14 protein-coding genes are annotated in these 12523 nt (G+C 64.8%); 10 read left to right on the top strand and 4 right to left on the bottom strand.

Going from position 1 to position 12523, the window contains the following annotated elements; all coding sequences use genetic code 11:
- Nucleotides 1-27: 27 nt before the first annotated feature.
- Nucleotides 28-738: an SDR family NAD(P)-dependent oxidoreductase gene (locus SKC41_RS08950; protein WP_330977303.1), complete on the bottom strand. Its 711-nt coding sequence runs from the start codon at nucleotides 736-738 to the stop codon at nucleotides 28-30.
- An 82-nt stretch (nucleotides 739-820) separates the two neighbouring features.
- Between SKC41_RS08950 and SKC41_RS08945 the strand changes: the two genes are divergently transcribed.
- The 5 genes from SKC41_RS08945 (at nucleotide 821) to SKC41_RS08925 (ending at nucleotide 5060) form a co-directional block, all read left to right on the top strand.
- Nucleotides 821-1786, top strand: coding sequence for a TIGR03621 family F420-dependent LLM class oxidoreductase (locus SKC41_RS08945; protein ID WP_330977302.1), 966 nt, complete (start codon nucleotides 821-823; stop codon nucleotides 1784-1786).
- A 108-nt stretch (nucleotides 1787-1894) separates the two neighbouring features.
- Entirely contained in the window at nucleotides 1895-2782 is an 888-nt protein-coding gene (locus SKC41_RS08940) for an enoyl-CoA hydratase/isomerase family protein (RefSeq protein ID WP_330977301.1), read from the top strand.
- On the top strand, nucleotides 2779-4101 hold the full coding sequence (locus SKC41_RS08935; RefSeq protein WP_330977300.1) for an aromatic ring-hydroxylating oxygenase subunit alpha: 1323 nt from the start codon (nucleotides 2779-2781) through the stop codon (nucleotides 4099-4101). Before SKC41_RS08940 ends, SKC41_RS08935 begins: the two co-directional genes overlap by 4 nt.
- Nucleotides 4101-4430 (top strand): hypothetical protein, encoded by a 330-nt coding sequence (locus SKC41_RS08930; protein ID WP_330977299.1) that lies wholly within the window; start codon nucleotides 4101-4103, stop codon nucleotides 4428-4430. The genes SKC41_RS08935 and SKC41_RS08930 overlap by 1 nt, the downstream gene beginning before the upstream one ends.
- 60 nt (nucleotides 4431-4490) lie before the next feature.
- A complete protein-coding gene (locus SKC41_RS08925) occupies nucleotides 4491-5060 on the top strand; it encodes a TetR/AcrR family transcriptional regulator (protein ID WP_330978807.1) in 570 nt (189 codons plus the stop codon).
- 56 nt (nucleotides 5061-5116) lie between these two features.
- Here the strand turns inward: SKC41_RS08925 and SKC41_RS08920 are convergent, their stop codons facing one another.
- Nucleotides 5117-6319, bottom strand: coding sequence for a cytochrome P450 (locus tag SKC41_RS08920; protein ID WP_330977298.1), 1203 nt, complete (start codon nucleotides 6317-6319; stop codon nucleotides 5117-5119).
- A 468-nt stretch (nucleotides 6320-6787) separates the two neighbouring features.
- On the opposite strand from SKC41_RS08920, the gene SKC41_RS08915 reads away from it, so the two are divergent.
- From SKC41_RS08915 to SKC41_RS08905, 3 genes are all read left to right on the top strand, one after another.
- Nucleotides 6788-6955, top strand: a complete 168-nt coding sequence (locus SKC41_RS08915) for a hypothetical protein (RefSeq protein ID WP_330977297.1) — start codon at nucleotides 6788-6790, stop codon at nucleotides 6953-6955.
- 89 nt (nucleotides 6956-7044) lie between these two features.
- Nucleotides 7045-7866, top strand: a complete 822-nt coding sequence (locus SKC41_RS08910) for a rhomboid-like protein (protein WP_330978806.1) — start codon at nucleotides 7045-7047, stop codon at nucleotides 7864-7866.
- A 214-nt stretch (nucleotides 7867-8080) separates the two neighbouring features.
- Nucleotides 8081-8287, top strand: coding sequence for a hypothetical protein (locus tag SKC41_RS08905; RefSeq protein WP_330977296.1), 207 nt, complete (start codon nucleotides 8081-8083; stop codon nucleotides 8285-8287).
- Nucleotides 8288-8573: 286 nt separating this feature from the next.
- Here the strand turns inward: SKC41_RS08905 and ligD are convergent, their stop codons facing one another.
- Nucleotides 8574-9614, bottom strand: coding sequence for a non-homologous end-joining DNA ligase (gene ligD / locus SKC41_RS08900; RefSeq protein WP_330977295.1), 1041 nt, complete (start codon nucleotides 9612-9614; stop codon nucleotides 8574-8576).
- A 37-nt stretch (nucleotides 9615-9651) separates the two neighbouring features.
- Between ligD and SKC41_RS08895 the strand changes: the two genes are divergently transcribed.
- Both SKC41_RS08895 and SKC41_RS08890 read left to right on the top strand, forming a co-directional pair.
- Nucleotides 9652-10728, top strand: a complete 1077-nt coding sequence (locus tag SKC41_RS08895; RefSeq protein ID WP_330977294.1) for an ATP-dependent DNA ligase — start codon at nucleotides 9652-9654, stop codon at nucleotides 10726-10728.
- A gap of 124 nt (nucleotides 10729-10852) precedes the next feature.
- Nucleotides 10853-11185: a DUF732 domain-containing protein gene (locus SKC41_RS08890; RefSeq protein WP_330977293.1), complete on the top strand. Its 333-nt coding sequence runs from the start codon at nucleotides 10853-10855 to the stop codon at nucleotides 11183-11185.
- 13 nt (nucleotides 11186-11198) lie between these two features.
- Here the strand turns inward: SKC41_RS08890 and SKC41_RS08885 are convergent, their stop codons facing one another.
- Nucleotides 11199-12479 carry a cytochrome P450 gene (locus SKC41_RS08885; protein ID WP_330977292.1) on the bottom strand — a complete coding sequence of 427 codons (1281 nt, stop codon included), beginning with the start codon at nucleotides 12477-12479 and terminating at the stop codon, nucleotides 11199-11201.
- Between the last annotated feature and the right edge of the window lie 44 nt (nucleotides 12480-12523).

The following is a 12523-nucleotide window of genomic DNA, read 5'->3' as shown; positions in this document are numbered from 1 at the left end:
CTCCTTGGATCTCTTGGGATCTGGCCGTCAGGTATTACGGCCGCCGTTCACGCCGAGAATCTGCCCGGTGATATAGCCGGCTTCCTCGGAAGCGAAGAAGGCACACGCGGCGGCGATGTCTTCGGGCCTGCCCACTCGTCGAACCGGGGTGCGGGCGATGTGGTCCTCCACGGTTCCGCCGAGGAGATGGCGGCTCTCGGCACTGCGCAGCATCGGTGTGTCGATGAACCCCGGTGGCACGGCGTTGACGGTGATCCCGCTGGGGCCGTATTCGAGGGCAAGCGACTTGGTCAGCCCGTTGACCGCGGACTTCGCCGCCACGTAGTGGGCCATGAACGGTTGACCGGAATGCGTGCTGGACGACGAGATGTTGATGATGCGTCCCCAACCCGCCTCGACCATGTCGGGCAGCACGGACTGGATGGTGTTGAACACGCCGTTGAGATTGACGTCGATCACCTTCGACCATTCCTCGAACGACATGCTCAAGAACTTTTTGAAGCCCTCCATCCCGGCGGCGTTGATCAGCACCTGGATCGGGCCGAGCGCGTCGCGGATCGCCGACATCGCGGCGTCGACCTGTGCCCGATCGGTGACGTCGGCGACGTGGCCGAACCCGTCGTCGGTGGGAGACAGGTCGATGACGGCCACCTGAAATCCGTCTTTGCGCAGCCTTTCGGCGCAGGCCCGGCCGATCCCCGAGGCACCGCCGGTCACAACCGCTGTCTTCGCGCTCAAGCCGTCATCCACCTTTCCTGAGCGATCGCTCAAACGGTCGGCTTCACATGCCTATCACCCGGTATCGATTACGGTCAAGCCTATGGACCGGCCTCCGTTCCGCTTCGCGGTGCAAGCGACCAACGCCAGCGGCGGGCGCGAGTGGCGCGACACGGTGCGCAAAGTCGAAGACCTCGGCTATTCAACGCTTTTCCTCGCCGATCACTATCTCGGCCCGGGCCCCGCGCAGCGGGCCGCCCGCACTCCGCGCCAAGACCTTGCCCCGATCGCGGCCATGGCGGCGGCCGCCGCGTACACCGAGAAGTTGCGCATCGGTTGCCGGGTGTTCTGCATCGACTATCACGTGCCGGCGGTGTTGGCCAAGGAGGCCGCGACGCTCGATCTGCTGTCCGACGGCCGCCTGGAGTTGGGCATCGGGGCCGGCTGGAGCGACGTCGAATACAACGCGATGGGACTCGAATTCGATCGCCCGGGGCGTCGGATCGCCAAGCTGGCCGAGGTCGTCGCGCTCATCAAGGCCCATTGGCAGGGCGAAGAATTGGACTACTCGGGCGAGTTCGTTCAGGTGCGCGGGTACGCGGGACGGCCGCGCCCGGTGCAACGGCCGCACCCACCGGTCATGATCGGCGGCGGCGGCCGTCGGGTGCTCTCCCTGGCCGGCCGCGAGGCCGACATCGTCAGCATCTCGAGCGTGCCGTTCGTGGCGCGCGATGGCGACGGTCTCGATCCACAGGCGGTCGCCGAACGTCGAATCGGGTTCGTGCGTGCGGCGGCCGCAGATCGCTACGGCCAACTCGACGTCGAGAGTTCCCCGTACTTCACCGAAATCACCGGCGACCCCGACGCGGCGTTGGCCGACATCGCGAAAACCACCGGCATCTCGGCGGATCTGCTGCGCGATCACCCCAACGTTCTGATCGGCACACCGGAAAGCGTTGCGGAATTGCTACGTTCACGTCGCGAGAGCCTCGGCGTCAATTACGTCACCGTGCAGCAGTCTCAGATCGAATCGTTTGCACCCGTGGTGGCCCTGTTGCACGGTCACTGAGCCCTTGACCAGTGCTGGCCGAGGTGCAAGCATGGCAGCTACCTCATTTGGGCGATCGCTCAAATAGCCTCGGCGCCACCTTCACCACCGCGGAGATGAGACAACTCGATGGCAAAGCGGACGAGATTTAGCGAATACCAGAATCGCTACGCGAACTACCGATTCGAACTCGCCGACGACGGAATCTTGTTCATGCAATGCCACACCAACGGGGACAGCCTGGTGTGGGATTGGCGCGCACACGATGACATGTCGGATGCGTTCGCCGACATCGCCGGAGACCGCGAGATCAAGGTCCTGATCCACACCGGCACCGGCGAGAACTACAACGCCAACTGGGGCCGGTTGCCCAACGGCGAACTGGTCGACCAGCCCGAGTATCTGCTGATGCCAGGCACCCGCGGCCTCGTCAAGCTCGACGAAAAAGCTTGGTATGCAAGGCATCTGATCACCAACGTGCTCGACGTCGATGTTCCGATGATCAGCGCCGTCAACGGACCGTGCAACATCCACTCCGAGGTGGCGCTGATGGGCGACATCGTCCTGGCCGCCGAGGACGCCTACTTCCAGGACGCATCGCACTTCCCCCGCGGACAGGTGCCGGGCGACGGCCAGCACGTCATCTGGAGCTTCCTGGCCGGCCACACCCGCGCCCGCTACTTCCTGCTGACCGGCATGAAGCTCGGCGCGCGGGAGGCCAAGGAGTGGGGCGTCGTCAACGAGGTGTTACCCAAGGATCAACTGCTGGACCGGGCTTGGGCGCTGGCACGCGAACTGGTCAAGCGCCCGCCCCTGACGCTGCGCTACTCGCGCCAGCTGTTCACCAACCCGCTCAAACGAGCGTTCCTCGACGAACTCGGCCACGGTCTGGCGCGAGAAACCTACGCACAGCGCGCCTTCTTCCCGTTCGGCGGCGAGATGGCCCCGCTGGACCGGGCTTGGGACCAGCAGCCCTGGTCCAACGGCGCGCCCGCGCAGGAAGGAGTCCCTTCGTGACCAGCATCCAGCAGCGGCTGTCCACCGGCCGCGGCAAGTTCACCACCGATTATCCCGAATTGGGTACCGGTCCGGTCAACTACGAGGACTCGATCTCCGACGAGTTCTTCGCCGCCGAACGCACAGCCGTCTTCGAACGAAACTGGTTGTGCGTCGGGCGCATTGAGCGGCTACCCAAAAAGGGCTCGTACTTCACCCGTGACCTGCCCGGTCGACTCGCTTCGATCGTGATCGCCCGCGACCTCGACGACACCGTGCACGCGTTCCATAATGTGTGCGCACACCGCGGAAACAAGGTCGTCTGGCAAGAACACCCCGGCCAGGAGTCATCCGGCACCTGCCGCGCGTTCTCCTGCAAGTACCACGGTTGGCGCTACGGCCTGGACGGCAAGGTCAATCACATCACCAACGAGGAAGAGTTCTTCAACCTCGACAAGAGCAGCCTGGGCATGCCGCCGGTGCACTGCGAGGTGTGGGCGGGCTTCATCTTCGTCAACCTCGCCGCCAAACCAGGACGAGTTCCGTTGCCGCTGCGCAGCTTCCTGGGCGATGCCCTGTTGAGCATCGAGGCGTACCCGTTCTCCAAGATGACCCAGCACTACGGCTTTTCCACTCGGATCAAAGGCAACTGGAAACTGGCCGTCGACTCGGTCTGCGAGTGGTATCACCCGCCGTATGTGCACGGCCGCTTCATCGATCCCGATGTCTCCAAGGCCGAGAAGATGGTGCCGCCCGTCGACTCCTACCACTACGAGCTGTTCCGGCCGCACATGCTGACCTCGGTTCCTGGCCCGCCACCGTTGCCGCCGCGCGAGCCCGGCACCGCAGGACCGGCCCGCCAAGACCAGCGTTGGGTCTACAAGCTGTTCCGTGCCGGGCTTTTCGGCCCGGATGACGTGCCAGACATCGGCCTGGAAAACGACGGCCGCGGCGAGTCCGGGTTCCTCAACCGCGGCAATATCGCATCGTGGGGCAACGACCAATTCTGGGTATTTCCAAACATTTCGATCCAGATCTGGGCGCGTGGCTACTACATCACCTACACCTACTGGCCGGAGACGGTCGATTCCCACATTTATGAGATCGACATGTACTTCGTGCCGCCGGAGAACGCCCGCGATCGGCTGGCACAGGAGCTGGTGGTCGACAGCACGATCGAGTTCGCCATGCAGGACGTGAACACGATCGAGGCGACCCACTCGGCCCTGAAGACGCGAGCGCAGAACACTTTCCACCTCAGCGACCAGGAACTGCTGATCCGCCAGTTCCACACGGTCATCCGTGACACGGTCAACGCCTACCAGTGCGGGGAGTCGTGATGACCGAATTGCCCGAAGGGTTTGCCGACCTCGAACCGTTCGTCTCCGATTGGGCGTTACCGACGCGGGCGCAGCGCTACCGGGCGCGCCTACAGAAACCGTACGACGAACTCGTCAGTTTCTACGACGCCATTGCTCCGAGAGCCGAGGAAGCCATCGCCTATCTGAATGGCCTCGACATCAACGAGTTGCCCGAGGAGGCCGAACGGCTGCTGCACCTTCTGTATTCGATGATTCTGGTCTCCTACGCGGTCAACGTGTTCAAACAGAACCGCATCCCGGACTCCGGTGCCGCGTTCTTCGACATGGTCGCCGAACCTGCTGTGTGATATGACCAGACTGTGACCGCATCCGAGCGACCGAAGGCGCGCGACTGGACGACGCGCGACATGCTGGTGGCCGCGACGAGCCAGATCATGGTCGAGGAGGGTTACGCCGCGGCGACGTCGCGTCGGGTTGCCACCAAGGCCGGCGTCAAACCGGCCCTGGTGCACTACTACTTCCCCACGATGGACGAGCTGTATCTGGCCGTCTTCCGCAGCGGCGCCGCCGTCTACCTGGAACGGCAGCAGGCAGCACTGTCATCCGACCGTCCGCTGCACGCCTTCTGGGAAACGCTGATCGCACCCAAGGACACCCGGCTGCTGCTGGAGTTCATGGGACTTGCCAACCACCGCAAGGAGATTCGCGCGGAAATCGCCGCATGGTCGGACCGGTGGCGCGAGCAACAAATCACCGCGCTGAACTTCATCATCCGCCAACACGACATCGACACCGACGAGTTCCCGCCGGCGGCCATCGCGGTCTTCATCGCCTCAATCGGCCGCACCCTGATCCTGGAAGAGGGTCTGGGTTCCTCCGGGGGCCACGACGCGGCCATCGCACTGGTGAACCGACTCCTGGACCGATACGAAATGCCGGAGCCGAAGAATCGCCGTGATCGCGGCGCGCGGGGCTGAGTCGCACCCGCGACTGTGATGGCCGGGTGCCACGCCGGGCTGCAGCGCGCCCGGGGCTACGGCAGCACGATCCGCAACCGCTCCCAGCCGCGCACGGTCGAGGTCGAAGCGAGTTGTGCTGTGTCGTAATCGATATCCCATTCCGGCCAGCGGTTAAGGATCTCGTCGAGTGCGACACGGCCCTCCAGTCGGGCCAGGTTCGCCCCCAGGCAGTAGTGCACACCTTTTCCGAAGGTGATGTGCGAGATGTTGTCGCGATGGATGTTGAAGCTGTCCGGATCGGCGTAGCGGCGGGGGTCACGGTTAGCGGCGCCGAACAGCAGCAACATCGCGCTGCCTGCCGGAACGGTCCTCCCATAGCACTCGAAATCCTTTGCCATCCAACGTGCCACGTGCGGTCCCGTGGGTTCGAAGCGCAATGTCTCGTCAACGGCGCGGTTCAGCAGTGAGCGGTCCCGGTGGATTTCGGCGCGCTGATCCGGGTTTTCGGCGAGCACCTTGGCCAGCCAACCGATCAGCCGTCCCGTGGTCTCGTTTCCCGCACCGGCCACCACCTGGGTGTAGTGCAGGACCTCCTTGCGGGTCAGCTTTCGATGCACCCCGTCTTCGTCGTCGAACTCGACATTGAGCAGCGTGGTCATCAGGTCGTCGGACGGGTTCTTCGATCGCCATTCGACGTAGTCGGCGTAGATGCGGCCATCGGCGATGGAATCGGCGTTGGCGACCTTCAGCGGCGCACCCGGCTTGGTGCGCAGATTGGCGTCGTTGGCGTCGCGAACCGAAACCTGTTCGGACTCGGGAATTCCCAACAGCATGCCGATCACTCGCATGGGCATCATCGACGCAAGCTCGGCAATGATGTCGAATCCCGACGTACCGACGAGCGGATCCAGGCAGCGCACGCAGTAGCGCCGGATCTGGTCTTCGATTTCGGCCATCCGGCGCGGCGTGAACACCCGCGACATCAGCCCGCGCAGCATCGTGTGCTCGGGCGGGTCCTGGAACATCATCACGCCGCGGGGCATGTCGAACTTCGACTGCACCAGTTCGAGGATGTCGCTGCGACGGTTCGAGAACGTCTGCCAGTTGGCCAGCCCGTGCTCGACGTCGGAATGCCTTGATACCGCCCAGAAGTCGTATTGCTCGTTGTAATACAGCGGGGCCTCTTCGCGCAGTCGCGCGTACGTGGGGTACGGGTCGGTGTTGATGTCGACGTCATAGGGGTCGTAGTAGACCTCGGTGTCCTTGGTGACAGTCATCGATGCTTTCCCTTAGTTCAGGCAGCTGCGCGCCGCACCGCTGACGAATGCGACCTTGCCCATGTCAACCTCCACCGCGTCCCTTTTGGGCGATCGCCCAAATAGTGACGCAGGCCATGTTTAGCAGCCGCGGGACGACGTCGTCAAGGGTGCAGCGAAGCGTCGATCAGCGTGGCCGCCGCCTCCTGCTGGGCCCGCCGCGGTGAGCTCCGGTGCGCTCGACGACGTGACCACCTACACGCTGCCCGACGACCGCGACGCGGCGATTCTGGCGCGCGGCGGACCGCGCGGGAGTTGATTGCCGCAGCGCGAGGCAGCCCCGACGACGTGCCGTTCGTCATCGCGAAGGCCGCCGGCTAAGCCTGCCGGGCCGAGCATTCGCGCCGAAACCGTGAAGATTGAGCACCCGGGTGTGAAAAATCGGTTAAGAACGTGGCACGCCGGCGCTGCAGACCTCAATTTAGAAGCATGACGCTGTTCGAGCTGCATCCGTCGCTCCGGCACGGACTGAGCCCGCACCTGGCCGTCACCGAGATCGCCGCGGGCTACCTGCCGGCCCGCGACTGTGATTGGTCTCACCGGCCGCACCCCGCCGGTTCCGTCACAATGGTGGTCAGCGCTGCGAGGGGGGAATAGGCATGCCGGACATGGCTGTTGCCCGAAACGGTGACCATTGGCCGCCAATAGTCGCCCGGACCCCCGAAGGTGCAACCGCCGTGCTTCGTATTGAGAACCGCCCGACACAGTGGGGCTCGCGGGTGCTGTCGGTAGCGGCGTGGTTGCCGGTCACCATCGTGTACACCGCCATGCTGCTTGGGGTGTCTTTCCTGCTGACGGCGCTCGGTCCGCATGTGCACGACGTCGCGGTGCGGGAGATGAGCACCAATTTGCACAATCTGGCGCACGGCCAAATCGTCACGTTGGTCGGCAGCGCGTTCGTCAGCGACGGCGGCCACGTGCTGCTGTGGTTACCGGGCCTGGTGTGTCTGCTGGCTCTGGGCGAACTGATCTGGCGCAGCAAGGGTTTGGTCATCGCGTTCGCACTCGGCCATATCGGCGCCACGTTGGTCGTAGCCGTCTGGCTCACCACCGCGTTGACCGCAGGCTGGCTGCCGATGTCCTTGGCGCGCGCCACCGATGTGGGGATGAGCTACGGCGCCGTGTGCGTCCTGGGCGCGCTCACGGCATCGATGCCGTCGCGCTGGCGACCGGTGTGGATCGGCTGGTGGATGGGCAACGCCATCGCCGCGGCGTTGAGCGCAGACTTCACCGCGGTTGGTCACGTTGTCGCGCTGTTGCTGGGTATCGCCGTGTCCTTCCGGCTGCGCTCCACCATCCGCTGGACCTTTGTGCACTCCGCTTTGCTCGCGGTCGGCTCCGCGTTCGGATACATGGTGCTCTGTGGACCGGCCGGGCCGGCACCGACCGCCGGCGTGGCGGGTGCCCTGATCGCACTCGTCGCCGCCCGGATATTGCGGTCACGCGACGGCGCACCGCGCACATTGGCGGGCCAGCCGGGATTTGTGCCGCAGCCGGCACAGTCGTAGTCGGTTCGCCGACGAATGGCCCCGGGTCACTTCGCATTTGGTTGAACCCAAGTACGCCGCGAGTGAATTCACAGCGTCACGTTTCCCAAATCGACGGGCGAAACGCATGTGGAATTCTCACTAATTCAGCGCTGCCATTTGCACCGGCGCCGCCCCATGCATTTGAAAATTCGCGTGCGGCAATAACTTTCACCGCGGGCGTACAGTCGAACGCATGAGAGAGTCGATCCAACGCGGCCTCAACTGGCTCGCCACTCCCCATCACCTCGAGCCCCACCTGAACATGCAGACCCGGCCGATCGGTCAGACGCCGCTGGAAATGGAAATCGTCTACTGCACGATCTCCGGCGGCGGCGCAGCGCTGAAATTCCCGCTGACGATGCTGATACTGCCGACCGGTGCCTCGCCCGTCAGGAATTAGGCAGTGCAGGTGTAGGGGCTGCAGTCGATTGTGAGCGGCGCGGTGCACCCGGCGGTCGCGGCGGCGGCGGCCGCGAGAATCGCCGCGATAATGAGCTTGCTCCTCAGGCCAGGCATGGCCACTCCGTCCTTCAGGCCCCCGGCCATTGTCGGCTCGCTCGCAGTAATTCCCCTCCGCGGCGAAACGCGATGATTTAGCTGTCAGAATGCCAGAATATGCCCTGCACGGGACTGGTGAATGCGGAAAATTATGACTTTCTGGATGTGCACCCAGCGAACACTGTCATTCAATTCGACTTGTTTTTCCTGGTCAGGTCCGTATCCCGACTCGGCTGCACTCGTTTCGGTTCGCCGGGCATTTTGGGGTAATTCGGCGGATAAGGCATATCGCCCAGGCCATGCTCCTCGTCCGCCTCGACCATCTCCAGTAACGGGGTCAGCGATTGGGCGGCCCCGTCCATGCCGGCCCACGGGTCGTCGCGGCCCTGCATCAGTTCCGGCACCGTCGCCATCGTGTAATCGTCGGGCTCCGCGCCGGCTAACTCGTCCCAGCTCAACGGCATCGAGACGGTCGCGATCGGCGTCCGACGCACCGAGTAGGGCGAGGCCATCGTGCGGTCCCGGGCGTTTTGGTTGAAGTCGATGAAGATGCGCTCGCCGCGTTCCTCCTTCCACCACGACGTGGTCACCGCGTCCGGCGCGCGGCGTTCGACCTCGCGCGCCAACGCAATGCCGGCCCGTCGGACCGCGATGAAATCCCAGTCGGTGGCGATCCGGAGAAACACGTGGATCCCGCGGCCACCGGAGGTCTTGGGATAGCCGACGAGACCAAGCTCGTCGAGCAGTGGACGCAGCACGTCCACCGCCACCGAACGCGCCTGCTCGAAACCGACACCGGGCTGGGGATCAAGATCGATGCGCAGCTCGTCGGGGTGCTCGGTATCGGGACAGCGAACCTGCCAGGGATGTAGCGTGATCGTGCCCATCTGTGCCGCCCACACGATCGCGGCGGGATGCGTCACCATCAGCGCGTCGGCGGTCCGCCCTGACGGAAAAGTGATCCGGCAGGTCTCCAAATAGTCGGGATGATGCTGCGGTATCCGCTTCTGATAGATCTCCTCGCCGTCGATGCCGTCCGGAAAGCGCTGCAGATGCGTGGGCCGGTTGCGCAGGGCGTCCAGCATCGGGCCGCCTGCCACGGCGCGGTAGTACTCGACGAGCCGCCGCTTGGTGCCGTTCGACCCGAGCTTCGGGAAGTACACCTTGTCCGGGTTGGAGAGGCGCACCGAGACGCCGTCGACGTCGAGCTCTTCGGATGCCGCAGCCATCCCTCGATTCCAGCACGCCCCGCGTCAGAATGGACCAATGGACTTGCCCGTCATGCCGCCGGTGTCGCCGATGCTGGCCAAGCCGGTCAAAGCGATACCGCCGGAATCCTCGTATGAGCCCAAATGGGACGGCTTCCGGTCCATCTGCTTCCGGGACGGCGACCAGGTCGAATTGGGTAGCCGCAACGAGCGCCCGATGACCCGCTACTTCCCCGAGCTGATCGCCGCGGCCCGGGCCGAGCTGCCGCCGCGCTGCGTGATCGACGGTGAGATCGTCATCGCCACCGACCACGGCCTGGACTTCGAGGCACTGCAACAGCGCATCCACCCCGCCGATTCGCGAGTGCGGATGCTCGCGGAGCACACCCCGGCGGCGTTCATCGCATTCGATCTGCTGGCCCTCGGCGACGACGATTTCACCGCGCGCCCGTTCAGTGAGCGGCGCGCCGCCCTGGTCGACGCGGTGCCTGTTTCCGCGGCCGGATCGGCCGCCGCGTTCCATGTCACGCCGGCGACCACCGATCTCGAGACGGCGCGGCTCTGGTTCGACGAGTTCGAGGGAGCCGGTCTCGACGGCGTCATCGCCAAACCACTGACCATCACCTACCAGCCGGACAAGCGCGTCATGTTCAAGATCAAGCACGAGCGGACTGCCGACTGTGTGGTCGCCGGGTATCGGGTGCACAAGTCCGGCGGGGACGCGATCGGGTCGCTGCTGCTCGGGCTCTATCAAGATGATGGACAGCTGGTGTCGGTCGGCGTCATCGGTGCGCTTCCGATGGCCGAGCGGCGGCGGCTCTTTGCCGAATTACAGCCGCTGGTAACCACTTTCGACGACCACCCGTGGAACTGGGCCGCGCACGAGGCCGGCGAGCGCACCCCCCGCAAGAACGAAACGTCGCGGTGGAACGCCGGCAAGGATTTGTCCTTCGTGCCGCTGCGGCCCGAGCGGGTGGTCGAGGTCCGCTACGACCACATGGAAGGTCGGCGGTTTCGACACACCGCCCAGTTCAGCAGGTGGCGTACCGATCGCGAGCCCCGCTCGTGCACCTACGAACAACTCGAACAGCCGATCACTTTCAGCCTCGGCGACATCGTCCCCGGCCTGGGCTGACACGCAGCGGCTGACTGGTTCCGGCGAATCCGGCGGCGTTCCGTGCGCGTTCGTCGAAAGTTCCGTTGCAGGACTGGCGGCGGAAGCGGATCCTTAGTGTGCAAACTCCGAAGGAAGGGAAAGAATGAACGTTGCTGCGGCCGTGAAGAAGCCCACGGCCATAGGAATCCTGGCGGCTATCGCGCTATTCGGGGGCGCAGCGCCGATCGCAAATGCAACCACGGCCGACTTCCTCACCCAGGTGCGCGCGGCCGGCATCGGAACCAACGCACCGGATGGCGCGCTGATCGAGGACGCCCAGGAAGTCTGCGCCATGCTTGACTACCAAGAGGCGGCCTACCAATACCTCAATCAGCACTCCGGGCTCGACCGGAATCAGTCGGCGCTGTTCATCACCGCGTCGGTCACAAATTTCTGCCCGCAGTACGCCGCCAGAATGGGGCTGCCGAGCGGCTAAGCGCCCGGCGACCTCACACCGCGACGGTCAGCTCGGATAACCCCCGCAGCGTGACGTTCGCCTTGTACCGCGGCTCGCTGTCCAGCCGCGCGTCCGGGAAACGCGCCGCCGCCTCCGACAGGGCGATGCTGGCTTCCATCCGCGCCAGCGGCGCGCCCAGGCAGTAATGCAATCCGCGCCCGAAACCCAAGTGCCGCAGTGCTCCCCGATCGGGATCGAACGTATCGGGCCGGTCGAATTCGGCCGGATCCCGGTGCGCCGCGGCCAGCAGCAACATCATCACGTCACCCGCGGGCACCTCGATTTGCCCGATCTTCATGTCCTCGAGGGCAATTCGGCCGACCATCTGCACGGGCGGGTCGTACCGCAGGGTCTCCTCGATGACCGCCGAGACGCGGTTCGCGTCGGCACGCAGCGCCGCCCATTGCGCCGGCTCTCGCAGCATGGCCAGGACCGCGTTGCCGATCAGGTTGACCGTGGTCTCGTGACCGGCGACCAGCAGCAGCAGGCAGGTCGAGACGATTTCCTCTTCGGTCAACTGATCACCGGACTCCTCCACCGCGATCAGACCCGACATCAAATCCTCGCCGGGCCGCGAGCGACGCCGGTCGATCAGGCGGTGCAGGTACTCCCGCAACCACGTTCCGGCGTCGAGGCGCTCCTGCAAACCAGCCGAGGCCGAGCCGGTGAACGTGACGAACGGATCCAGTGATTGCGCAAGTAGTCCCGAGGCGTGGCTGAATTGCGGCTCGTCTTCCAGCGGCACACCGAGTAGTCGGCAGATGACCGCGACAGGCAGCGGGTACGCGAAATCTTCGATGACGTCAAAGCTGCCCTTCTCGGCGATCGCGTCGAGCAATCCGCCCACCAGGACGCCGATATCGGGCCGCAGCGCATTGACCACCTTCGGCGCGAACGCCTTGCTGACCAGCTTGCGCAGCCGCGTGTGGTCGGGGGGATCGAGGAACAGAAATCCGGGCGGGGGTTGCGCGGGCGGCGGCGCACCCGCCGCGGTGAGTTCCCGGATCTGCGCTTCGACCTGCTCCTGAGCGCGCGCAGACTTCATCCGGTCGCTGCTCGATGCCGGGTGCCGCAGCGCGTCGTCGCAGTCCCGGTAGGCCGAGAAGACGGCGAGGTGCGCCTCGGGCAACAGGATTGGTCCACGGTCGCGAAACTGTGCGCACAGCCGATATGGGTCCGCCCGGTTGGCCGGGTCGAGGAACTGAAATAGCAACTTTTGCGATTCGGCCGGGTCGTCGGGTTCGGCGGGCGGCTGAATCGACACAGTCGTCATGGACATATTGTGCATATCGCACCTTAAGTAGCCCTGAGAAGTGG

It is taken from the genome of Mycobacterium sp. 050128 (genome assembly GCF_036409155.1).
Classification (GTDB): Bacteria; Actinomycetota; Actinomycetes; order Mycobacteriales; family Mycobacteriaceae; genus Mycobacterium.
This window is presented reverse-complemented; position numbering and strand designations above follow the sequence as displayed.